Source organism: Microcoleus sp. B4-D4 (assembly GCF_036705185.1).
Taxonomy (GTDB): Bacteria; Cyanobacteriota; Cyanobacteriia; order Cyanobacteriales; family Microcoleaceae; genus Microcoleus.
In genome coordinates this window covers 70,135-92,304 of the sequence record NZ_JAUBTX010000023.1, presented here as the reverse complement: position 1 = coordinate 92,304, position 22,170 = coordinate 70,135, and the positions used below count along the sequence as shown (strand labels likewise).

Annotated in this window: 24 protein-coding genes; 15 read left to right on the top strand and 9 right to left on the bottom strand. The window is 45.7% G+C overall.

The features are described 5' to 3' along the window. The first annotated feature begins 184 nt into the window (after positions 1-184). Positions 185-3,196: a UPF0182 family protein gene (locus QUB13_RS17850; RefSeq protein ID WP_333382991.1), complete on the top strand. Its 3,012-nt coding sequence runs from the start codon at positions 185-187 to the stop codon at positions 3,194-3,196. Between the two features lie 183 nt (positions 3,197-3,379). Here the strand turns inward: QUB13_RS17850 and QUB13_RS17845 are convergent, their stop codons facing one another. The 9 genes from QUB13_RS17845 to QUB13_RS17805 all read right to left on the bottom strand — a co-directional run bounded on the left by QUB13_RS17845 (position 3,380) and on the right by QUB13_RS17805 (position 11,012). Continuing rightward, positions 3,380-6,226, bottom strand: a complete 2,847-nt coding sequence (locus tag QUB13_RS17845; protein WP_333382989.1) for a two-partner secretion domain-containing protein — start codon at positions 6,224-6,226, stop codon at positions 3,380-3,382. Between the two features lie 308 nt (positions 6,227-6,534). Then, a complete protein-coding gene (locus QUB13_RS17840) occupies positions 6,535-7,101 on the bottom strand; it encodes a Uma2 family endonuclease (RefSeq protein ID WP_333382998.1) in 567 nt (188 codons plus the stop codon). Positions 7,102-7,314: 213 nt separating this feature from the next. Beyond that, the gene (locus tag QUB13_RS17835) at positions 7,315-7,644 is read right to left on the bottom strand and encodes a HesB/IscA family protein (RefSeq protein WP_333114014.1); all 330 of its coding nucleotides are present in this window, start codon (positions 7,642-7,644) and stop codon (positions 7,315-7,317) included. 164 nt (positions 7,645-7,808) lie between these two features. After that, positions 7,809-8,228: a phosphomannose isomerase type II C-terminal cupin domain gene (locus QUB13_RS17830; RefSeq protein ID WP_194012284.1), complete on the bottom strand. Its 420-nt coding sequence runs from the start codon at positions 8,226-8,228 to the stop codon at positions 7,809-7,811. A gap of 361 nt (positions 8,229-8,589) precedes the next feature. Then, positions 8,590-8,931 (bottom strand): DUF5615 family PIN-like protein, encoded by a 342-nt coding sequence (locus QUB13_RS17825; RefSeq protein ID WP_333382987.1) that lies wholly within the window; start codon positions 8,929-8,931, stop codon positions 8,590-8,592. A 3-nt stretch (positions 8,932-8,934) separates the two neighbouring features. Beyond that, the gene (locus QUB13_RS17820) at positions 8,935-9,282 is read right to left on the bottom strand and encodes a DUF433 domain-containing protein (RefSeq protein ID WP_333382985.1); all 348 of its coding nucleotides are present in this window, start codon (positions 9,280-9,282) and stop codon (positions 8,935-8,937) included. 208 nt (positions 9,283-9,490) lie between these two features. Further along, the gene (locus QUB13_RS17815) at positions 9,491-9,802 is read right to left on the bottom strand and encodes a type ISP restriction/modification enzyme (RefSeq protein ID WP_333382995.1); all 312 of its coding nucleotides are present in this window, start codon (positions 9,800-9,802) and stop codon (positions 9,491-9,493) included. 432 nt (positions 9,803-10,234) lie between these two features. Further along, on the bottom strand, positions 10,235-10,555 hold the full coding sequence (locus QUB13_RS17810) for a hypothetical protein (RefSeq protein WP_333382983.1): 321 nt from the start codon (positions 10,553-10,555) through the stop codon (positions 10,235-10,237). Beyond that, a complete protein-coding gene (locus tag QUB13_RS17805; RefSeq protein ID WP_333382981.1) occupies positions 10,533-11,012 on the bottom strand; it encodes a helix-turn-helix domain-containing protein in 480 nt (159 codons plus the stop codon). The genes QUB13_RS17810 and QUB13_RS17805 overlap by 23 nt, the downstream gene beginning before the upstream one ends. A gap of 519 nt (positions 11,013-11,531) precedes the next feature. Here QUB13_RS17805 and gltB point away from each other — a divergent pair. From gltB to QUB13_RS17735, 14 genes are all read left to right on the top strand, one after another. Next, positions 11,532-16,118: a glutamate synthase large subunit gene (gltB, locus tag QUB13_RS17800; protein ID WP_333382979.1), complete on the top strand. Its 4,587-nt coding sequence runs from the start codon at positions 11,532-11,534 to the stop codon at positions 16,116-16,118. Between the two features lie 314 nt (positions 16,119-16,432). Beyond that, on the top strand, positions 16,433-16,750 hold the full coding sequence (locus QUB13_RS17795) for a DUF433 domain-containing protein (protein WP_333382977.1): 318 nt from the start codon (positions 16,433-16,435) through the stop codon (positions 16,748-16,750). A gap of 2 nt (positions 16,751-16,752) precedes the next feature. Then, a complete protein-coding gene (locus QUB13_RS17790; RefSeq protein ID WP_106150362.1) occupies positions 16,753-17,103 on the top strand; it encodes a DUF5615 family PIN-like protein in 351 nt (116 codons plus the stop codon). A gap of 118 nt (positions 17,104-17,221) precedes the next feature. Further along, positions 17,222-17,731 carry a hypothetical protein gene (locus QUB13_RS17785; protein ID WP_333382973.1) on the top strand — a complete coding sequence of 170 codons (510 nt, stop codon included), beginning with the start codon at positions 17,222-17,224 and terminating at the stop codon, positions 17,729-17,731. An 87-nt stretch (positions 17,732-17,818) separates the two neighbouring features. Then, a complete protein-coding gene (locus QUB13_RS17780) occupies positions 17,819-18,067 on the top strand; it encodes a DUF4926 domain-containing protein (protein WP_333382971.1) in 249 nt (82 codons plus the stop codon). A 134-nt stretch (positions 18,068-18,201) separates the two neighbouring features. After that, a complete protein-coding gene (locus QUB13_RS17775; protein WP_333382969.1) occupies positions 18,202-18,771 on the top strand; it encodes a hypothetical protein in 570 nt (189 codons plus the stop codon). After that, positions 18,768-19,157: a hypothetical protein gene (locus tag QUB13_RS17770; RefSeq protein WP_333382967.1), complete on the top strand. Its 390-nt coding sequence runs from the start codon at positions 18,768-18,770 to the stop codon at positions 19,155-19,157. The genes QUB13_RS17775 and QUB13_RS17770 overlap by 4 nt, the downstream gene beginning before the upstream one ends. A 299-nt stretch (positions 19,158-19,456) precedes the next feature. Beyond that, positions 19,457-19,762, top strand: a complete 306-nt coding sequence (locus tag QUB13_RS17765; protein WP_333382965.1) for a hypothetical protein — start codon at positions 19,457-19,459, stop codon at positions 19,760-19,762. A gap of 25 nt (positions 19,763-19,787) precedes the next feature. Then, complete coding sequence (locus QUB13_RS17760; protein WP_333382963.1) at positions 19,788-20,099, top strand: type II toxin-antitoxin system RelE/ParE family toxin; 312 nt, start codon at positions 19,788-19,790, stop codon at positions 20,097-20,099. A 2-nt stretch (positions 20,100-20,101) separates the two neighbouring features. Then, positions 20,102-20,512 carry a hypothetical protein gene (locus QUB13_RS17755; RefSeq protein ID WP_333382961.1) on the top strand — a complete coding sequence of 137 codons (411 nt, stop codon included), beginning with the start codon at positions 20,102-20,104 and terminating at the stop codon, positions 20,510-20,512. Next, the gene (locus QUB13_RS17750) at positions 20,512-20,994 is read left to right on the top strand and encodes a type II toxin-antitoxin system HicB family antitoxin (RefSeq protein WP_333090360.1); all 483 of its coding nucleotides are present in this window, start codon (positions 20,512-20,514) and stop codon (positions 20,992-20,994) included. The genes QUB13_RS17755 and QUB13_RS17750 overlap by 1 nt, the downstream gene beginning before the upstream one ends. Then, positions 20,981-21,184, top strand: coding sequence for a hypothetical protein (locus QUB13_RS17745; RefSeq protein WP_194067517.1), 204 nt, complete (start codon positions 20,981-20,983; stop codon positions 21,182-21,184). The genes QUB13_RS17750 and QUB13_RS17745 overlap by 14 nt, the downstream gene beginning before the upstream one ends. A 182-nt stretch (positions 21,185-21,366) precedes the next feature. Then, positions 21,367-21,615 carry an AbrB/MazE/SpoVT family DNA-binding domain-containing protein gene (locus QUB13_RS17740; protein WP_333382959.1) on the top strand — a complete coding sequence of 83 codons (249 nt, stop codon included), beginning with the start codon at positions 21,367-21,369 and terminating at the stop codon, positions 21,613-21,615. After that, the gene (locus tag QUB13_RS17735; RefSeq protein ID WP_333382957.1) at positions 21,609-21,965 is read left to right on the top strand and encodes a type II toxin-antitoxin system PemK/MazF family toxin; all 357 of its coding nucleotides are present in this window, start codon (positions 21,609-21,611) and stop codon (positions 21,963-21,965) included. The genes QUB13_RS17740 and QUB13_RS17735 overlap by 7 nt, the downstream gene beginning before the upstream one ends. Positions 21,966-22,170: the final 205 nt, after the last annotated feature.

The following is a 22,170-nucleotide window of genomic DNA, read 5'->3' as shown; positions in this document are numbered from 1 at the left end:
GTTGGGACACTAAAACTGTATGAACTTTTGTTCTCAAAAATACCACAAAGTACACAGCCTAGGCAGAGCCTCTGGATATCGGTTCCCTGGCAGAGCCTGGGAACAAGTTTAATGACTAACAACTAATGACTAATGACTAACAACTAATGACTAATGACTCATGACTCTTCCCAACTAATGACTAATGACTATTAAGCGAATTTATAAATTAATTTTATTGCTTGTAGGGCTGTGGCTGGTTTTGGAGTTAGCCTCTCGCATTGCGGCAGAAATTTTCTGGTTTCAGGAAGTGGGATATCTTCAGGTTTTGCTGTTAAAGCTGACAACTCAAGGGTTGCTGGGGACGATCGCAATTACGGTTTCTTCTGCCTTTTTGCTGGGAAATTTGGCTTTGGCGCGCCGCCTGCAACATCCGGCTGAGGAAATCAAATCGCCGGGGGCGGCGGGGCTATTCGCTTCGCTGGGGGCGAACAAAACGGGGAAGAATTACGACGAATTACCTGTTGCTAAATCTCAAATTACTTTTTATTGGCTGCTGTTGGCGGTATTCGGATTGAGTTCGATCGCCACTTTGACAGTAATTCACTGCGGGCTGTTAGCTGCCAACAGCCTCACCTATCTCGGTATAGGGGGCAATATGCCTCCACTGCCCGTAAAGTTAGGAATTGAGTCAATCCAGCCAGGGCTGGTACAGCTATTTTCTGGGTGGTGGCAGTTGGGCTTGCTGCTGGGGACAATGTTAGCTGTGGCAATTAAGCCGGATTTTTGGCTGCGGGCGATCGCTCTTTTTCTCAGTGTGGCGATCGGGATTGTTGCAGTCAGTCGCTGGACAAATGTTTTGCAATATTTCCACCCTACTGATTTTAATACAACCGACCCTATTTTTAACCAAAATATTAGCTTTTATGTATTTATTTTTCCAATTTTAGAGTTGCTAAGCTTAGGGCTGACAGTTGTATTTTTGTACGGTTTAGTCTCTGGTGCTTTAACATATTTGCTGTCGGGAGATAGCCTGAGTAAAGGTATATTTTTGGGGTTTTCGCGATCGCAGCAGCGCCATTTGTACGGCTTAGGTGCAGCTTTCATGCTAGCCACCGCACTCCGGTACTGCCTGGGGCGCTACGCATTGATGTACTCGCGCGGAGACGTTACCTACGGAGCGAATTACGCTGATGTGACGGTGCGGCTGCCCGTCTACGGATTGTTGAGCGTGTTGGCGGGGGCGATCGCACTTTTGATGCTGTACCAGGTTTGGCAATTCAAAACTCCCAATAAACTGATTAAAAAGATTATTTTAGTGTGGATATTTTTGAGTGTTTTGGGAGGTTGGCTGCTGCCAAAAATTGTGCAGCAAGTTATAGTCAGACCAAACGAAATAGCGCGAGAACAGCCGTACATCAAGCGCAGCATTGCCTTTACTCAAGAAGCTTTTGATCTCAAAAAAATTGAAATCAAAACTTTCGATCCAGCCGGTAAACTTACATATGAAGACTTAGAAAGAAATCAACTAACTGTTAGCAACATCCGGCTGTGGGACAAGCGGCCGCTGCTGGAAACCAACCGACAGTTACAGCAAATCAGACCGTATTATACATTTCCTGATGCGGATATCGATCGCTACACAATCAAAAAGAAAACCGCAAAAAAGGGAGAAACTGAAAGCCAGCAAGTAATTCTGGCGGCGCGGGAACTAGATTATGCAGCAGTTGCGCCGGAAGCTCAAACTTGGGTGAACGAACATCTGGTGTACACGCACGGTTACGGCTTTACTCTTTCTCCCGTAAACACAGTCGGTGTCGGCGGTTTACCCGATTATTTTGTTAAAGATATTGGAGTTCCAGCCGAGAAAGGAGAGACTGCTTTAGATATAACTAGCGATCGAATTCGGATGAGTCTCCCGATCGGCTATCCGCGCATTTACTACGGTGCCCTCACAGATACAAACGTGATGACACCCACACAAGTCAAGGAATTCGACTATCCCAGCGGCGAAGAAAATGTTTACAACAATTACAACGGCAGAGGCGGAATTGCGATCGGTTCTCTGTGGCGGCGCTGGCTGTTTGCTAATTATCTCAAAAATTGGCAAATGGTGCTGACTCGCAATTTTACGCCCGAAACTAAATTATTGTACCGCCGAAACATTAACCAAAGAGTTCAGGCGATCGCTCCTTTTTTGCGCTACGATTCCGACCCGTATTTGGTAGTAGCAAACGCCAATTTGAGTAAAAATGATATAGAAAAAAACAACGCTAAAAATCGTCAAAAAAATCAGCCTTCTTCCTCAAAAACTAATAATAACGATCCTCCTAACTATCTTTACTGGATTATCGATGCCTATACAGCGAGCGATCGCTACCCGTATTCCGATCCGGGTCAAAATGAATTTAACTACATCCGCAACTCAGTAAAAGTAGTCATTGATGCTTACCACGGATCGGTTGACTTCTATGTTGCGAATCCCTCCGATCCGATTATTAAAAGTTGGATTCGGATCTTTCCCGGACTCTTCAAACCCCTTGACAAAATGCCTCCGGCTATCCGCAAACATATTAGGTATCCAGTAGATTTGTTGAACGTTCAATCGGAACGCTTGCTAACTTATCACATGGAAGACCCACAGGTATTTTACAATCGGGAGGATTTGTGGCGAGTTCCCAAGGAAATTTACGGCAGCGAACAGCAGGCGGTAGCACCGTACTATTTGATTACGAAACTGCCGACGGAAACTTCCGAAGAGTTTATTTTGCTGCTGCCGTTTACACCAGTAGGTCGCAACAATTTAATTGCTTGGATTGCAGGGCGATCGGACGACAAAAATTACGGAAAATTGCTGTTATACCAGTTTCCCAAACAGCGATTAGTTTACGGGCCGGAACAAATAGAAGCATTAATCAATCAAGACCCGGTTATTTCCGAACAAATATCTCTCTGGAATCGTCAGGGTTCAAAAGCAATTCAAGGAAATTTATTAGTAATTCCAATCGAACAATCTTTGCTGTACGTAGAACCTCTTTATTTAGAAGCGGAGCGCAATAGTTTGCCAACTTTAGTCAGAGTTATTGTTGCCTACGAAAACCGCATTGTTATGGCCGAAAATCTAGACTTGGCACTCAAGGCAGTTTTTCAAGAAAAATCTACTAATAAACCGGCAATTATTCGACCGGTAGAATCAACAGTTCCGGCGGTGAATTGAGCGGCGATACCGGGAGGGAAACGGTCTTAAATCCTGTCCGGTCTAAAATTGATTGGTTCGCAGTGCGGACGACCGTCCGCTTTTTTACAATACTGTTCACTTAGGATCGACAATGAGATCAAAAGAAACAGCGTTTTTAGGGCCTTGCTCAAAGCCCGCCGCACAAAATCGATCGCGCGCTATTCAGTGGCAAACAGGCGCTCTCCCAGGGCTGTAAGGAACAACAGCAGCCGAATTAGCCACCAATTCAATCTCCCCCTTAGCATTAATTATCCAGCCTTGAGCCTCCACAATCAGCTCCTTCACTGCCTCAAAATTATGCTCGCTGCTGACTCGTTCCCTGGGACTAGGGGGCAAACCGCCGCGCCCGGTGATGACAAACCGACTTGTCCTTTGGCCTCTAGTTTGACAAGTTTGTGCAGGTGCCGGGGGAACTCCGAGGATTTCTGGTTGATTTAATCCTTTTACGGGGTCAGTATCGGGTGTTCTGAGTTCGACATTGCCGTCAATTCCTAATTCTGAACTGGCGTCGATGTCGCTGTCTAAAGATTGAAAAATGCCTTCGGCAGTAATGATAATATTCCCGCCTCGGCCTCGGACTGCGTTGGCGCGGATGTCGCTATTTTCCTTAGCAATTAAAAACTTGGTGTTAATATCGATATTGCCGCCGGTGGCAGTACCGAAGGCGTTAGTAGTAATTTGACTGTTACCCTGCAGTTGCAAATCCGGTGCTTGCAAGGTGATGTTGCCGAAATTGCCGGCTTGGGTTGTGGCTTTAATTGCGCCGCTATCTAAACGAATTGAGTCGGCCGCAATTGTTAAATTTCCTGCTGCGCCTTTGCCGTCGGCACTGACAGTAACTGCTGCGCCATCTCGGACAGTTAATTGCCTGGTTTGAACGGTTAAAGTGCCGCCTGCACCTGTAGAATTTTCAGATGTATTGGCATAAATTCCGCTAGCAGCACCGGAGTTGCTAACTAAATCTTGACCGAATCTATTGAGTCGATCGCCAAAAGTGCGATCGCTCCCAGAAAGGCTTATACTTTCAGAAACGTTCAACTGAATATTTCCCGCACTGCCGCTGCGGTTAGCAGTAGTCAACACTTGTGCGCCGTTAACGAGTTCCAAGGTGCGGGCATTAATCGCAATATTGCCGCCGCTGCTGGAATTGAGAGTTGCGGAACTGACAACAGCGCCGTCAGCCAGCCGCAACATATCAGAATTAATTGTAATTTCTCCGGCGTTGCCGATCGCACTTGGTTCAGTCGGCGTAAATATGCCGCTAGACTGTCCGCCAGAATCAACACCCGCCAGATTGACAGAATTAACATTAATTTGAATACTGCCGCCGTTGCCGACACCAAAAGTATTGGCAATCACAACAGCACCGTTTGTCGCCGACAGCGAATTAGCACTGACGCGAATATTGCCGCCTTCTCCAACTGCTGTGTCTTTGACACTGCTGTACAAACCGCTGGACTGTCCAACTCCCAAAGCCGACGAGAATCGACCGATACCATCCAAGGTAATGCCGTCGCGGACTGTCACCGTTAGATTTCCAGCATTGCCCCGGGCGCCGGTGCTAGCAGTAATCACAGCACCATTAGTCAAAAACAGCGAACCCGCGGCGATATTAATGCTACCACCCTGACCGACTGCGCTGTCGGATGTCTCCACTCGGTTGTAGATACCGCTGGAGAAAACCTCGGTTTCGGAACTCGTCCCATCCAAAATCACTGTATCGGCGACGTTAACGTTGACGCTGCCGACATTCCCGCGTCCGTAGGTGCTGGCTTGCAGGGCAGCCCCATTAGTTATCGAAAGCGAGGCTGCTGTGAGATTGACATTGCCTCCGTTTCCTGCGGCTGCTTCTTCCACCCGACTGTACGCACCGCTGGAAATGCCGTCGCCGATTTCATCAAAGGAGGCTGCACCGCTGAGGTTAATATTGACGTTGCCGGCATCTCCCCGCCCGTAAGTCCCGGCGTATATTTGACCGCCGTTGGTGACAGAAAGCGAGTTGGCTGTGAGGTTGACATCGCCGCCGGTGCCTGTAGCGTCTGACAGCACTGCATTAGAAAGAAATGTGCCTTCACCGTCGATCGCGATCGCACCCAACGCGCTAACATAAATATCTCCACTTCTAGCGCCCGCCGCACCCAGCCCTAGATTGATTCCCGCCCGCACTGTGCTGCCTTCTGAAGCGTTGAAGTTGTGAGCGTTGACAATAACATTCCCGCCGCCTGCTGCGCGCACGTTGATTCCCGCCTCCTTTGTCAGAGATATATCGCCTCTTTCGATGCCGGTGGGAAAAACTAAACTCACATTGTTACCGAGGAAGTTGAGCGGCACAGTTCCAGAGCCAGCAACGGCTGCGAGTTCTACTCTACCGCCGGGAGCGAGTAAAACTCCGCCTTCCAATCTCACATCGCCGCCGGCAAGTATCAGACTGTTGCCCGATCGCACTTGCAATCCGTCGGTCGATCGATTTACTATACTTCCAGAAGACTGTCCGTATTGCAGGCCCAGAGGCACGCTAACGATTAACAAAGGCGTATTTTGTCGAGGAAAAGTCGCAGAGAAATTCGCCCCACCGCCAAAATCTACAGCATTCGCCGTAGTCGCCAAAAACGAACCGCCAATATTTAACGAAGCATTCGGGCCAAAAATAATCCCGTTAGGATTGAGCAAAAATAGATTTGCAGTACCGTTAGCTTTCAACTCGCCGTCAATATTAGAAATCGAGCCGCCGGTAACGCGGGTAAAAATATTTTGAATGTCTGCGGAATTGTTGAAAACAGCCGTGTTTCCCGTCAAAACCGAAAATTCTCGAAAACTGTGAAATAGATTGCTTCCGGCTGTCGTGCCGCCCTCTATCGAGCTGTTTTTGCCGCTGACTGTCACGGTAGAATTGACTGGTAGCGTGGTGTCGGGGACGATTTGGGCTATGCTGGGGGTTATGCTGGGGGCGATCGGGTTAAAGCTACAAAATATTATACCGAGCCATAATTTGCGAGTTCTCAGTTTCATTAATTAACTATTTTTAAATTAACCTCAAATTGTACTGTTTGGCGTGTTAATTGTATATAGAAATTTTGGCGGGACTTTGATTTTTTTTATAAACCGCGAAGACGCAAAGGACGCGAAGGAAGAAAAGAGAAAAAGCGTTAGATTTTTTTAGCAATATGAAAGGCGGAAAGATAGGAAGCTTTGATGCTGTGGCCGCAGTTTTTTTCTAGCGCTTCTCCCAAATTTGCTAACAAAGAATTTCTATTCTCTTCTTTCGCGTCCTTTGCGTCTTCGCGGTTCGTTCAAATTACTTATATTAAAATGCAAAATTATGCTTGAGTTTCTGCTTCAGTAAAAATTGGCGGCCACAGTTGACAAATTGGCAATTCCCAACCGGGAAAAAGTTCGGCTACTGTTAAAACATCTTCGTTTCCCAATACAATTGGTTCGCATTCCTGACGGTAAACTGTAACAGTTTGTTCGTCTGGATCGATCAAAATTCCTACTTGCGCTCCTAGTTGGATAAAATTCAGGAGCTTTTTTTCTAGCGGTTTAATGCGATCGCTCTGTGATTTAATTTCTACTACCAAGTCTGGGACTAATTCTCCGAAATAACGGGGACTTTCCCTCAGACGCGCGGCCCGCACAAAAGAAACATCGGGTGCTGTGAGGTTAGCATCCGGTAAAATAAAGCCGCCTGCGGAGTCAAAAATTCGCCCCAAACGGCGGGGATAAACCCAATTGGCGAGCAGCCAAATGAAAAGTACACCTATTTCGCTAGATACAATATCTGATGGGCCCACAATGATAATCTTCCCGTTTTCTAATTCTAATTGGTAATCTTGATCGGCTTCTTTGAAGGTTTTTTGAACTTTTTCTAAGTCTTTGACTGTCATCATAATATTAATTTTTCCTGATTCTTTTCAGGTGCGTTACGTTAATCTATGTTAGATTTGAGATGATATATTGGAGCGATATTTTACTCTGAAAACCGCAGATTTTCAGCAGATGTAACGCGGATAAACGGAGATGATTTTAAGAAAATCTGGTCGTGAATGCTGGGGGTTTCTTGGAGATTGAAGAATTATCTGCGACTGACTGCTGTTTGATTATTCTTTTGCAGAAAAGGAGTTGCCGCAGCTACAGCTTTGGGCTGCATTGGGATTGTGGAACCGGAAACCTCCGCCCATCAAGTCTTCTGAATAATCTAAGGTTAGTTGATTGAGATATTTTAAGTGCTGGGGGTCGATCGCTACTTGAATTCCCTCGGACTCGTATACAGTGTCTTCTGGGCTTGCGGCATCGTCAAATGCCATTGTATAGGATAAACCGGAGCAGCCGCTCGATTCTACGCCCAGACGAAATAAAGCATTGCGGTTTGAATGTTTTGACTTGAGGCGCTTTACTTCTGTGACTGCTGTTGGGCTCAGATTAATCATGATTGGTTATTAGTTATTGGTTATTGGTTACTGGTTATTGGTTATTGGTTACTGGTTATTGGTTACTGGTTACTGGTTACTGGTTACTGGTTACTGGTTACTGATTGGTGCGAATAACAAACAACAAATAACAAACAACAAATAACAAATAACCAGTTAATCAGTTACTTGGCTTTTTCGGTGCGGGCGTAATCGTCTTGAAAGCGGATAATATCATCTTCTCCGAGATATTCGCCATTCTGCACTTCAATTAAAATCAGGGGGATAACTCCTGGATTTTCCAAGCGGTGAGAAATGCACTGAGGAACGTAGGTAGATTGATTTGTAAACAAAACTTGTTCTGTTTCGCCACAGGTAACTTTTGCGGTACCGCAAACTACGATCCAGTGTTCGCTGCGGTGGTGGTGCATTTGCAGGCTGAGGCGGTGTCCGGGTTTAACTTCGATTCGCTTAATTTTATATCCAGGGCCTTCTTCTAGGGTGGTAAACGAGCCCCAAGGGCGCAATTCTGTAGCGGCTATTCCGTTGGATGCTGCGGATGCCAGCAGAGTAGATATTTGAGAAATTTCTTGAGTTTGAACCATGATTTTCACTCCTTGAGGATTGCTTGCTGAATCCTTTGGTAAACGACGTTGGGTTTTGAGGGCAGCTAATTTGTTGTTACAATCGCAGCCCACCCGCGCGGACGAGTTAGCGAACTGTACAGTTTTACCGAGAAATCTTATCAGCCCGATCGACCTGCCTTAACAACCATAGCAAAATTACCCTAGCTACTGTCACCCGGTATGCGATCGAATTTACCAATCTACATCAACTCTTCACAGAACTTACGCATTTCAACATAATTGTGATTCTATACGCAGTCAAGGCTACGTACAGAATCTCACAATTGCTGTAGATTTGACAAGGGCGATCGCGCCCAGGCCCCGCAAGCTACGGCTTTTTTTACATCGAAGGACGGTTAACTCGAATCAATTTACCACTCAAAGTATCCAGGGTAGAAATAGCATCATCAATTCGCGTCGCCAGCCTTTTAAAATTCGGGTCTTCCGTGCAAACAACAATACCACTATGGTCAGAGTTTTGAAGGTGTAATCGCATGAAATGACGGCGATTTCGCGTTAAAACTGTTCGGTAATTGCTTGCAGCAAAAGCTAACACATCTTCGTCAGGAATTTGAAGATTTGCATTCCCTGCTTCCCTCGCTGTTAATACATCGTGACCCAAAGCCCGCAATAATTCTACGACTGGTAGCGGGAAGTTTTCATCTGTGTAAAAACGTGCCAACTTTTAATAAACCTTGCTTTCTTCCATAACTTCATCATTTTCTTTAATTGCCTGTTCAATTTCCTCTGGATAAGCATCAGCATAAGCCCAAGCATTTACCAAGTCAGCGGCGGTTAGATCGGGAAATGATTCTAGGATGATAGCATCGGAAGCACCTAAACGTCGATCGCACACCAGTGACCAAACTGGTATGCGAGTATTGCCAACACAGGCATCGCCGCCACACACGCCGGGAGTCTTTTTAATGCCTAGAGAACCGTTGGTTAAAGTTTGAAGTAAAATTTCTATAGCGGCTGCTTTATCGGCTGAATTTAAGGAGGCTAGATCGATTTTTAATTGGGTGAGTGTCATTATTTACTATCCCGTTTTTACAGATAGAATATTCTAGCTAAATTATAACGTAATAGGACTTACGCATAGCCCCATAAACCGGGTTTTTTACAAAAAAACTTCGTTACTGTACACAGATTCGGTAAAAACCCGGTTTCTTTGTCGGAGTCAGTAAGTCCTGAACTTTACTCTATCGGAAAACCAGGAATCAGTCGCTCTATTTCTACCATCATTTGCATAGTTTCTTTGAGCGCCACCACACCTTTTGATAGTGCAGCACATCATCAAAGGATAAAGTGCGTTTGGCTTTTTTGCGGTCTTTCAGCCATTTTCCCAACACCTGATAAGCGCCAATTTTAAACTCCCAAACTTCGGATACGATGCCTTCAAAATAGTGGGTTTTGTTAATGTAAACTCGTTGTTCTGCAGGTTTATAGGTAACTTCGGTAACGGCATTGTCACCATCGCCATTCATTTTAATAATCAGCTTGTTCAGCGGTTGGGAAAAATCGCTGAGAATGTATTGCTTAAAGCTGTGCACTGACAATCATAACTTGTTCTCTGGTTGCCATTGCTAAAATGGCTAAAACTTTGGGAGATAAAAGCTTCAAATCTGCCAAGCGATTTGATGGTGCTTGCAGAACAATGACCGCAATATCGAACTGTGGGAATTTTTGTGCATAGCGATCGCCCTTAACTACAACCTACGAAATATTCTCATAATAGCGTTGAATATTATCTGCAAAAACCGGAACTTCTTCCCTCAACCTGACAAGTCATTCATCAACAGTCAGGGGTGGATTTTTCAAATCCTCAACTTGTTTGCTGACTACATTAGCCATCAAATCCGGTGCAACCTCATAAAGACGATTCAGAAAAACATCGGGGTGCATAGCTGTAATTCCCCAAGGATTTAAAGACTCTCGTGGAAAATCTCTCAGGTTGGATGTAACAATAACTTGAGCTTTAGCAACTACCGCAGCCGCAGCGACATGGCGATCCCTGGATCGTTAGTCATCTGTTGAATCAAATTCTCTGGAACTTCAACCATTGCATTAGGAAAAGCTGCCTTAAGTGCAGCCTCAAAACGCGCCGCCCTCTCACTTTTCATCCTTCCAGTATTAATAAGATTGCGAGTTGCACCGTCTAAATTTTCTTGCGACCAATATAAATCATACAACCCAATCTCCGCAGCACGAAATAGCGTATCGCGCAAGTGCATAGGAAATATCACGCAGGAATCCAAAACAACAGGATAAGGAATCAACCTGCTAGCTGTATACTCTGGTCTCATGCAATTCCTCTTCCTGGCTAAACTCAGCTAATTCCTTGAGAATTTCACGGCGCTTAACACTACGCTGCTGTTTGTACGCGATCGCACTTGCCAAACTAATCCGCCGCTGGTTTCCTACTTTTCCATAGGCAATTTCCCCATCATCGAGCAATTTCATCACAAATTCTGGCGACACATTCAGCAAACTAGCAGTTGCTTCAACAGTCATATCTTGCTCAATTGGCACTAAAGATACTGCTTTACCAGCCGCCATCAAATGTGCAGCTTGACACAACAATTGATAGAGAGATTCAGGAAGTGCGATTTCTTCCCCGCCCACTTCCACAAGTTTTACTTTGAATGTCTCAGAATCACCATTTTCTATCTTGAGAGATAGCATTTTATCCAACAACTTGATAGCTATTGTTTCTTCTTCTGTCGGTAAAACCGGATCTAAGAGTATTTTTTGCCTGCTCATAAAAATGTTTCCTGAATACGTTTAATGCTATTTTGACAATGATGCAAGATGTCATACCAATTTAATGTGAAGTTGCATATATTTCGATCCCCCTAAATCCCCCTTAAGAAGGGGGACTTTGAGAAGAATCTTGTCCCACCCCCTACTCCCCTTATTAAGGGGGGTGCCAGGGAGATCAGATTCTATGCAGCCTCATAAAAAATTGGTATCAGTTGACATCCTAATTATTTCTCTCTCTTCTCTGACTCTGTGTTCTCTGCGTTCTCTGCGGTTAAATCATTCCAATCTAGACGCGCTAATAATTAGATATTTTTTCAGCATAAATATTTAGCCCGGAGTTCCTAACACTTAACTCATCGGTTATAAATATTTTTGCACGATCGATCGCACCAGCAATAATTTTTTCCTGCATCTACCCAATACAGTAAATCTATATATAATACATCATACTAGATCGATCGTCATCCCGCGCTCTGCTCTAGATCGCAATTTTTTGATCACTTTGAGAGACTTATCCAAATGAATAGCAACGGACTGCCAGCAAAACAAGGCCTTTACGATCCGCAGTTCGAGCACGACGCTTGCGGAGTCGGGTTCATCGTACACATGAAAGGAAACAAATCCCACGAAATCGTCGAACAGGGACTAACAATCCTGCTGAACCTCGACCACCGGGGGGCCTGCGGCTGCGAACCCAACACCGGAGACGGGGCGGGAATTTTGATGCAAGTGCCGCACAAATTCATGAAAAAAGTAACGGCGGCCCTCAACATCGAACTTCCAGAAGCCGGCGAGTACGGAGTTGGCGCGATTTACTCATCGCCAAATCAGACGGAACGCGAAAACGGCCAGCGCATATTTGAGGAAATCGCGGCAGAAGAAGGCCAGGAAGTGCTCGGCTGGCGCGATGTGCCCACGGACAACTCGTCCCTCGGCGACACCGCCAAATCTAGCGAACCCTTCATGCAGCAAGTGTTCCTCCGGCGCGCCGCAGGTATCGACGAGGCTGCCTTCGAGCGGAAACTGTACGTGATCCGCAAACGCGCTCACAACGCCATCCGCAGGACGGAAGTAGACCCCTATTGGTATAATTCCACACTCTCCTGCCGGACGATCGTCTACAAAGGAATGTTAATGCCCGTGCAAGTCGGCGATTACTATCCCGACCTCCACGACCCCGACATGGAAAGCGCTCTAGCCCTAGTTCACTCGCGCTTCAGCACCAATACTTTTCCGAGTTGGGAACGATCGCACCCTTACCGGTACATCGCCCACAACGGCGAAATCAACACCATGCGCGGCAACATCAACTGGATGCACGCGCGGCAATCCTTGTTCGAGTCGGAGTTGTTCGGAGACGATTTAAAGAAAATCCCGAACTTAATCAACATCGAAGGTAGCGACTCGACAATCTTTGACAACGCTTTAGAATTGCTATATTTGGCCGGGCGTTCTTTACCCCACGCCGTAATGATGATGATTCCCGAACCTTGGACGGCCCACGAGTCCATGAGTGACGAGAAAAAAGCTTTCTACGAATACCATTCCTGCTTGATGGAACCTTGGGACGGCCCGGCTTCGATCGCATTTACCGATGGTACATCGATCGGCGCTGTGCTCGATCGCAACGGTTTGCGCCCTTCCCGCTACTGCGTCACCAAAGACGACTTAGTAATTATGGCATCCGAAGCCGGAGTTTTGCCGATCGCCCCAGAAAGAATCCTATCAAAAGGCCGCCTGCAACCGGGGCGGCTGTTCCTAGTAAATACTGAGGAAGGCCGCATCGTTTCTGATGAAGAAATCAAAACCAAAATTTCCACAGAACACCCGTACCGCCAGTGGATTGACCAGCACATGGTCGAGATTGCCAAACTCCCAGATGCGCCAGCAGTCGCAGAATCCGACCCCGAAACATTGATCCAGCGCCAAATGGCCTTTGGCTACACCTTTGAAGAACTGCGGTTGCTGTTAGCGCCAATGGCAACAAACGGCGTGGAAGCTGTCGGTGCAATGGGTGCAGATACGCCGCTAGCTGTTTTGTCGAACCGACCAAAGCTGCTTTACGAATACTTCCAGCAACTGTTTGCTCAAGTTACCAATCCGCCGATCGATTCTATCCGCGAAGAAATTGTAACTTCTGCCGAAACTACGATCGGCGCTGAACGCAATTTGCTCAAACCAGAACCGGAAAGCTGCCATTTGATTGAACTGAAAACGCCAATTCTCAGCAATGAAGAATTAGCTAAGCTCCAACACGTAAATGAGGGCAATTTCAAGTCCGTCACCGTACCGATTTTGTTTGACCCCAAAAGCGGTGTGAAAGGTCTAGAACAAGCCTTAGAAGAGGTTTTTGCAGCAGCAGACAGCGCGATCGCCTCTGGGGTGAATATCATCATTTTGAGCGATCGGGGTATCAGTCCAGACAAAGCCCCAATTCCGGCGCTGCTGGCGGTTGCGGGCCTCCACCACCACTTGATCCGCCAAGGTACGCGCACGCGGGCGGGACTCGTTCTCGAATCCGGCGAACCGCGAGAAGTGCACCACTTTGCAACTTTAATCGGCTACGGCTGCGGTGCAATTAATCCGTATTTGGCCTTCGAGACGATCGCCGATTCGATCCAACAAGGTTTGCTGCTAAATGTCGATTACAAAACAGCTTGCAAAAACTACATCAAAGCCGCCACCAAAGGCGTGACGAAAGTTGCCTCGAAAATTGGGATTTCGACAATTCAAAGTTACCGTGGCGCGCAGATTTTTGAAGCAATTGGCTTGAACAAATCCGTAGTCGATAAATACTTTGCTTGGACAGCTTCCCGGATTGAAGGTGTAGACTTGGAAGTCATCGCCCAAGAAGCAATTTTGCGCCACACCCACGCCTTCCCAGAACGCCCCAGCAGCGGACATACTCTCGATGTCGGCGGCGAATATCAGTGGCGGAAAGAAGGCGAGGCGCATTTGTTTAGCCCGCAGACAATTCACGCGCTGCAAAAGTCGGTGCGCGAGGGCAGTTATACGCTTTTCAAACAGTATTCTGGGCTGGTTAACGAACAAAACCAGCAGCATTTTACCTTGCGCGGTTTGTTGCAATTCAAGCAGCGGGAATCAATCCCGATTGAGGAAGTCGAACCCGTGGAATCTATTCTCAAACGCTTCAAAACTGGGGCGATGAGTTACGGTTCGATTTCCCAAGAAGCCCACGAATCTTTGGCTGTAGCGATGAACCGCATTGGTGGTAAATCGAACACCGGTGAAGGTGGCGAAGATCCGGAAAGATATACTTGGACAAACGATCGCGGCGACTCGAAAAACAGCGCGATCAAACAAGTTGCTTCCGGGCGTTTCGGCGTTACCAGCTTGTACCTTTCCCAAGCGCGGGAACTGCAAATCAAGATGGCGCAAGGGGCAAAACCCGGAGAAGGCGGACAGTTGCCTGGTAAAAAAGTATACCCGTGGATTGCGAAAGTACGGAATTCGACTCCTGGTGTGGGTTTGATTTCGCCTCCTCCTCACCACGACATTTATTCGATCGAAGATTTGGCCGAATTGATCCACGACTTGAAAAATTCCAACCGGGAAGCGCGGATTAGCGTCAAATTGGTGTCGGAAGTGGGAGTCGGGACGATCGCCGCTGGGGTTGCGAAGGCCCACGCCGATGTCGTGCTCATCTCCGGCTACGACGGCGGTACGGGCGCTTCGCCGCAGACTTCGATCAAACACGCGGGATTACCTTGGGAGTTGGGATTGGCCGAAACTCACCAGACTTTGGTACTCAATAATCTCCGCAGCCGGATTGTTGTCGAAACCGACGGACAAATGAAAACCGGTCGCGATGTAGCAATTGCTGCCTTGCTTGGTGCGGAGGAATTCGGATTTGCTACCGCGCCGCTGGTGACATTGGGCTGCATCATGATGCGCGTATGTCACCTGAACACTTGCCCGGTGGGTGTTGCAACCCAAGATCCGCTGCTGCGGAAAAACTTTACCGGCGATCCGGATCACACGGTAAACTTTATGACCTTCGTCGCGCAGGAAGTCCGGGAAATTATGGCGCAGTTGGGTTTCCGCACGCTGAATGAAATGGTGGGGCGTACCGACGTTTTGGAACCTCAGCAAGCGGTGGCGCATTGGAAGGCCAAGGGTTTGGATTTCTCGAAAATCCTTTACCAGCCGGATGTTGGGGCGGATGTCGGGCGCTACTGTCAGATGGCGCAGGATCACGGGTTGGAAAAGTCGATGGATATGACTGTGTTGTTGGATTTGTGCAAAGGTGCGATCGAAAACGGCGAAAAAGTGCACGCCAAACTGCCGATTACCAACATCAACCGCGTTGTCGGCACAATTCTCGGCAACGAAATCACCAAACGCCACTGGGAAGGTTTACCCGATGACACGGTACACCTGCACTTCCAAGGTAGCGCGGGACAAAGCTTTGGCGCATTTGTACCCAAGGGAGTCACCCTAGAGCTCGAAGGCGAGGCCAACGACTATTTGGGCAAGGGCCTCAGCGGCGGCAAAATCATCTTGTATCCGTCGCCGGCTTCTACCTTTGTCGCAGAGGAAAATGTGATTGTCGGCAACGTGGTGCTTTACGGAGCCACCGCTGGTGACGTTTTCATCCGGGGGATGGCGGGCGAACGTTTTGGGGTGCGTAACTCCGGCGTGAATGCAGTAGTTGAAGGTGTGGGCGATCACGGTTGCGAGTACATGACTGGCGGCAAGGTTGTAGTTTTGGGTGAAACCGGGCGCAATTTTGCAGCGGGTATGAGTGGCGGTGTTGCTTATATTTTGGATGAGGCGGGGGATTTTGCTACTCGCTGCAATATGTCGATGGTGGATTTGGAAAAATTGGAGGATGTTGAGGAGATTGCTGATTTGCGGCTGATGCTTCAAACTCATGTTGATTTGACTGGAAGTGCGAAAGCGTCGAAGGTTTTGGCAAATTGGGATGAGATGGTGCCGGTGTTTGTGAAGGTGATGCCGCGCGATTACAAGCGGGTGTTGCAGGCTATTGAAAGGGCGATCGCATCGGGTTTAAGCGGTGATGATGCGCTGACGGCTGCGTTTGAAGAAAACGCTCGCGATGTGGCCCGAATTGGGGGTAGCTAGGGTTCTGCGATAGAATTCTACTGATGTAGCAAGGGTCTTTCTTGTTTGTGTCGAAGTCTAGATCCCCCCTAACCCCCCTTAATAAGGGGGGGACAAGAAATCTTCTCAAAGTCAACCCCTACTCCCCTTCTTAAGGGGGATTTAGGGGGATCTAGAAGGGGACAAGAGCGTTCTTTCAAAGTCCCCCTTCTTAAGGGGGATTTAGGGGGATCTAGACTTTGCCTAAAAGCGACATTTATTGTGGGTTTCAGTCTTAAGTTGTCACCAATTGGCTCTGTTTGGGAACGAGTAATGAGCATGAAAGTAGGTAAACTATGAGTGCAGCAATATTAACAGCAAAACAGTACGTTGAAGAACAAGATGGTTGCTACCGCATCCTGGGGAAGCGCGTTTCTTTAGATTCAATTGTCTATGCTTTCCTGGCGGGACAATCCCCTGAAAGTATCGTTCAATCATTCCCTGTGCTAACACTAGAAGAAGTTTATGGTGGGATTTCTTTTTATCTTGCTAACCGCACAGCTATTGATGCTTATTTATTCGAGGGAGAACAACTATTTGAAACCTTGAGACAGCAAGCAAGGGAAAGTAATTCATTACTTTATCAAAAACTATACACCGATCGCACCAGCTAGTTATGAAAATTCGCTTTCAAGCAGATGCTGATTTGAACCAAGCGATTGTAATGGGTATTGTGAGACGCGAACCAACTCTTGATTTTCAAACATCAAACCTATCAAATTTAACTGGTTTGACTGATTTGGAAGTCTTAAATTTTGTAGCCCAAGACGGTAGAGTTCTCGTTTCTCACGACAAAAGAACTATGCCAAGATACTTTGCTGAATTTGCAGCGACTCAAACCAGTTCGGGAGTGATTATTGTGTTACAAAGTTTCCCAATAGGCGAAGCAATCAACCATCTAATCAAGATATGGCAAACATCTGAAGCAGAAGACTGGGTTAATCGTATTGCATATTTACCTTTATAAGGTCTGTTATGGAGCAATTGATAAATTTCAGGTACAATCGATCGACTGGCAAAGAGTCAAAAACTTGTAGTGAGAGCGCATGGCAGTCCTGTAACGCGAAAGGTGAGATATCATTTATATGAACATCACCTTTAAAAAACATCCCTGGCTTATTGGGCTAGCTATTAGTCTACCTTTTTTCCTAATAGGTACAGTATCTGTTGCAACGGCACAGATGAGTAAGTTGATATGTCAACGAGCGGAGTCTGAACAAGGAATATGCGAGCTAACAAGAGTGGACTGGCTGGGCAAGATTTCCACAAAAACATGGCAAACCAATGAAATACAAAAAATCGAATTTATTGACGATGGTCAGCAAATTCGTCTACTAACTCAAAAAGGTGAAATTATTCTTATGCCTTTTTACGAATCTGTTGGCAGAATGTCAAATAAATGGCGTAAGCAATCGATAGTAAAGCGAATAAAAGCGTTTTTCTTAAATAATCGAGAGGCAGAACAAAATCTAATGATTGAAGAAGATAGAAGAGGCATACGCTATATAGATGGTATTTTTTTTATATTGATAGGACTAACTTGCGTAATAGGAGGTCTAGACTACTCAATAAATATGAAAAAGCGTATCAAATAATAACTGTAGTGAACTTTCCTGTGACGGCGAAACTGAAATTATACCGGGAAAACGCGATTGATGCGACGAGCGTACTTAGAGTAAAATATGAATTATCAACTTTATTCAAATGTCATTTTGCTATGCAACTTTCCAGAAGAAGGACTTGATGCTGGCGATATCGGTACAGTTGTTGAACAGCATCACGTTGAAGGACTAGAAACAGGTTATAGCATTGAGTTCTTCAATTTGTTGGGAAACACTGTAGCAGTTGCGACGCTACCTGGAAGTTATTTGCGATCGCCCACAAGTGCAGACAGACCTACAGTTAGACTGGTTAATAGTTTTGCTGCGTAAGTAGAGGAAATAGTACAATCGCGATGATGACCCCAAGTCGAGGAAGGCGATCGTCTAAAAATAGTGGCGATCTACTCAAATTGTCGCAACTGAGAGTAAAATTGAATATCTACTTTCCATAGAGCAACGTCGCTTTGAGCCAGATTCAAATCTTAAACTTACAAAGCCTTAGCCAGGGACTCCCTGCGATTACACCTGCCTTTGGAGCCGCGATCGCAGAAGCAGGTGCGATTTGTCTAACCGATGAAGCTCACCAACCAGGAGTAACACTTAAAGTTGAGGGAGAATTTTCTGCCAAATTCAAGTTAGATTGGCAGCCAGTCACCGAGCAAACCCGACGATGTTGGAATGACCAAGAATATACTACCGAGCAGGCTGCTTATGGAATCGCATTCCTGTTAATTTTGCAATTAACAAATCTCACAGTCATTGAACGCTCTCGCAAAGGAACTGGATTTGACTATTGGTTAGGAAGTCAAAATTCAGCTACCACACTGCCATTTGAGCGAATGGCTCGGCTAGAGGTTTCTGGAATTCGCAAAGGCAATCAAAGTCAAATCAATACTAGAGTCAAGCTGAAAACTGAACAAACCCGCGCCTCAGACGCACAAGGCTTGCCAGCGTATATCATTGTAGTAGAGTTCAGCCGACCGATTTCTATTATTAGTGCCAAGCAAAATCCTGAAGGAACCGTACTCCAATGAGCCAGATTGAATCGCTCCACAAACAAGCAATGGATTTAGCCGAAGCAGCGGCAGTCGCCAGCTTAAGAGGTGCGTTGGAGTTGGCTGCACAATTGACGCGCCAAGCCTTTGAACAAGAAACTCAGGCTGCAGCCTTAATCGCTAACGCCCTTGATGCTGAGCCCACTCGTTCTGTGCTTCACCGCAGCGCAGCATCTTTAGCGATTGAATGTGGCGAATTACGAATGGCAGAACGTCTAATTGCAACTGCGTTATCTGGCAATCCCCCGGCAGAGATTGCTGAAGAACTCAAAGATTTATTCATCCAGATTAACTTGAGCCAATATCTGAAACGTCAAGGAATCCACATCGACATTAAGGAACTGCGAGGACTGGTAAATCAATAGCACTCGTCGAGGGACTAGAAACAGGTTATGGCCTTGAGTTCTTCGATTTGTTGGGAAACATTGTAGCAGTTACCACGCTACCTGGAAGTTATTTGCGATCGCCCACAAGTGCAGACAGACCTACAGTTAGACTGGTTAATAGTTTTGCTGCGTAAGTATAGGAAATAGTACAATGGATAAACTAACTGAGTATCCCAAGCTAATTTAATTGAAGTCACCCCTGAATTGCTGTCAAGCCACCCGTTTGATATAATATTGTTACTAGATTGTAGAATAACAATCAAAAAAAAGGGATAATTATGACCGTCGAACAAGCCATTTTGGAAAATGTGAAGGTCTTATCGCCAGACCAGCAACAAGAAGTTTTAGCCTTTATCAAATTCTTGCAGTCCGATAAATGGGAAGATATCTATAAAGGACGCTTCAAAGAACTGCAACAAAAAATTCGTCAAAACACTGATATCGATCCCGATGATGACCCCACTGAAACAGTCGTCGAAGGGATTCAGCAAGGCTTCCATGAGGCAATTACCGGACAAACTCTCCCTTTGTCTCAACTGTGGAATGGCATCGATGACAATCGATCCGCAACCGATCGCAATTGAACTCACCCCTCGATTTCAATGAGACTTGCGAACTTTAGGCAAACGCTATCGCAACATTCGCAAAGATATTCAGCCTGTAATCGAACAACTTCAAGCGGGGGAACTTCCGGGCGATCGCATTCCGGGAATGGAGTACGAAATTTTCAAAGTCAGAATTAAAAACAGCGACATTCAAAAAGGCAAAAGTGCTGGCTACCGTGCTATTTATTACCTCAAAACTAGCGATTCGATCGTTTTGGTGACTATCTATTCTAAATCAGACCTATCAGACATCGCGGCCGAAACAGTTCGAGAAATTTTAGCCCAATACGAGCAAAAATTTCCCGAAGCAGAATAATTATGACAAAAAAAGGTGCAATAAGTGGCAGACCTTTCAATCCATCAAAAGCGGGCGGAAAAATTCTCAACTTATCTTATCAAAATGTTAAAATTACAGATCGAGGTGTTGCCTTAGTTGAAGCTCATGTTCGCAGATTTAATCCAGTTGGTGAAGCTGAGCTAAAAATGGTAGAAAGGTTGAGAAGTATCGCTACCCAAACCCTTGTCGCTGAGCCTGTTGATTTACGCTTCTATACTCACGAGTTGCGCGAGTATCTGAGATATAAAAAACTAGGCTATCCAACAGGACAGCCAACAAACCCCGACGATGCTTATGAACTTTGGAACAATGCTCACACAGCTACTCTTGAAGATTATAAATTAAAAGAAGGATTCGGTATTTTATTTCATCCAAGCGTAGAGGACTTTTAATGAAAAACCTAACTCAATTAACCCAGCTAGAATTAGTGCTGCTGGAATTAGTAGCTAAAGGTCAAGGAAAGTGGAGTTGGTACGAACTCGCCAATGCACTTTCTCGTCGAGATGTACCGCGAGAACCTGACATGATGGTGGTCTTAAAAAAACTGGCTGCTGATGGCTTTGTTAAACGATATATCGAAACAGGTTCGCCGCGCGACAGATGGGAATTGACAGCGGAAGGGTCAATTTTGCTGACAGACGCAGCCGCAAATCGGCAGCGCGAAAGTATGCGTTATGCAATTGCGATTAAAAAAGCCAACAGCAATTATTCTGCTTACGTTCTAGATTTACCGGGATGTGCGGCAACAGGTACAACTCTCGAAGAGGTAGAACAGCAAATTAAAGAAGCAATAGTCTTGCACTTGGAAGAGTTGCGACAAGCAGGTTCGTTTATTCCTGAACCGAGGACTTTGTGCAAATATGTTGAAGTTTAACTTAGAAACTAATTTTGTAGTTTGCATTAACAATCAAGATTATCCAGTATCCTTGGAATTGCGAAAAATCTATCAGGTGATACCGGATATTCGCGCTGCGAAACATCAATATATCCGAGTTATTGATGAATCTGGCGAAGATTATTTGTATCCAGTTGCATATTTTGTGCCGCATTGCCGAAAGCCGTAGCAGCCGTATTTGCATAGCCCACCCGGCGGTTGAAACCAATTTTTTGACTTTTTAGACACTACCTGCAGTCATGATATTGCCCGAAGGCGATCGCCCTCAAAATATTTACAACACTAAATCTGGTAGGCGATTTATATCTAGCTGTTATAATAGATAAACCCGATGGTTAAAATCGCAAATTTATGACAGCAAAAATACACATCAGCAACTTTGGTAATTCCTTAGCTTTGCCAATACCAGACTATATTGTAAAATTGTTCAACCTGAAAGCAGATGATTCCGTAATTTGCAGTATAGAAAATGGAAAAATGGTCATAGAGCCTGTAAATCATAAAATTTCAAAATACACCTTAGATGAACTATTAGCAGGCGAAATAGAACCCAGCGAAGAAATCTCTTGGGGAAAACCAGAAGGAGAAGAAGTTTGGTAAACTACATCCCCGAACGAGGTCATTTCATTCGCCTCAATTTCGATCCTCAAGCAGGACACGAACAAATGGGTACTCGACCTGCACTGGTTGTCAGTCAAACTAAATTTAACCGAAAAATGGGGTTTGTTTTTGTCTGTCCCATTAGCACCACACAACGCAAAAATCCGTTTTATGTTCCCATTCCTGAAGGTGAAGCGGTGACAGGTGTAATTATGACAGATCAACTACGTTCTCTAGATTATCGCGCAAGGCAGGCAAGTTTGATTGGTGAATGTCCAGAAGATTTAGTTAAGGAAGTATTGAAACGAATTGAACCTATTTTGTTTGAAAATATGACTGTTTATGAGTAGTTAATCATCAATAATACGGCAATTGTTAAGATTACGATCGGCGATCGCATCTAGTAACCAGGCTCTATCTGGGAACCAGTAACGACATTTCACAGAAACACAAAGGCACACTATGAAAGCGATTGAAACCACTGGAACAATTGACTGTCGAGGGATGCTTTGTATCGATCGCCCGTGCGGACTTTAGTCAGTTATTTTTTGCGGG

Excerpts from the sequence above, each read along its gene's own strand:
- QUB13_RS17850 (WP_333382991.1), top strand. The coding sequence starts at position 185 with ATGACTATTAAGCGAATTTATAAATTAATTTTATTGCTTGTAGGGCTG.
- QUB13_RS17845 (WP_333382989.1), bottom strand. The coding sequence starts at position 6,226 with ATGAAACTGAGAACTCGCAAATTATGGCTCGGTATAATATTTTGTAGC.
- QUB13_RS17840 (WP_333382998.1), bottom strand. The coding sequence starts at position 7,101 with ATGACAGTCAAAGACTTAGAAAAAGTTCAAAAAACCTTCAAAGAAGCC.
- QUB13_RS17835 (WP_333114014.1), bottom strand. The coding sequence starts at position 7,644 with ATGATTAATCTGAGCCCAACAGCAGTCACAGAAGTAAAGCGCCTCAAG.
- QUB13_RS17830 (WP_194012284.1), bottom strand. The coding sequence starts at position 8,228 with ATGGTTCAAACTCAAGAAATTTCTCAAATATCTACTCTGCTGGCATCC.
- QUB13_RS17820 (WP_333382985.1), bottom strand. The coding sequence starts at position 9,282 with ATGACACTCACCCAATTAAAAATCGATCTAGCCTCCTTAAATTCAGCC.
- QUB13_RS17810 (WP_333382983.1), bottom strand. The coding sequence starts at position 10,555 with ATGAGACCAGAGTATACAGCTAGCAGGTTGATTCCTTATCCTGTTGTT.
- QUB13_RS17805 (WP_333382981.1), bottom strand. The coding sequence starts at position 11,012 with ATGAGCAGGCAAAAAATACTCTTAGATCCGGTTTTACCGACAGAAGAA.
- gltB (WP_333382979.1), top strand. The coding sequence starts at position 11,532 with ATGAATAGCAACGGACTGCCAGCAAAACAAGGCCTTTACGATCCGCAG.
- QUB13_RS17795 (WP_333382977.1), top strand. The coding sequence starts at position 16,433 with ATGAGTGCAGCAATATTAACAGCAAAACAGTACGTTGAAGAACAAGAT.
- QUB13_RS17790 (WP_106150362.1), top strand. The coding sequence starts at position 16,753 with ATGAAAATTCGCTTTCAAGCAGATGCTGATTTGAACCAAGCGATTGTA.
- QUB13_RS17785 (WP_333382973.1), top strand. The coding sequence starts at position 17,222 with ATGAACATCACCTTTAAAAAACATCCCTGGCTTATTGGGCTAGCTATT.
- QUB13_RS17780 (WP_333382971.1), top strand. The coding sequence starts at position 17,819 with ATGAATTATCAACTTTATTCAAATGTCATTTTGCTATGCAACTTTCCA.
- QUB13_RS17770 (WP_333382967.1), top strand. The coding sequence starts at position 18,768 with ATGAGCCAGATTGAATCGCTCCACAAACAAGCAATGGATTTAGCCGAA.
- QUB13_RS17765 (WP_333382965.1), top strand. The coding sequence starts at position 19,457 with ATGACCGTCGAACAAGCCATTTTGGAAAATGTGAAGGTCTTATCGCCA.
- QUB13_RS17755 (WP_333382961.1), top strand. The coding sequence starts at position 20,102 with ATGACAAAAAAAGGTGCAATAAGTGGCAGACCTTTCAATCCATCAAAA.
- QUB13_RS17750 (WP_333090360.1), top strand. The coding sequence starts at position 20,512 with ATGAAAAACCTAACTCAATTAACCCAGCTAGAATTAGTGCTGCTGGAA.
- QUB13_RS17745 (WP_194067517.1), top strand. The coding sequence starts at position 20,981 with ATGTTGAAGTTTAACTTAGAAACTAATTTTGTAGTTTGCATTAACAAT.
- QUB13_RS17740 (WP_333382959.1), top strand. The coding sequence starts at position 21,367 with ATGACAGCAAAAATACACATCAGCAACTTTGGTAATTCCTTAGCTTTG.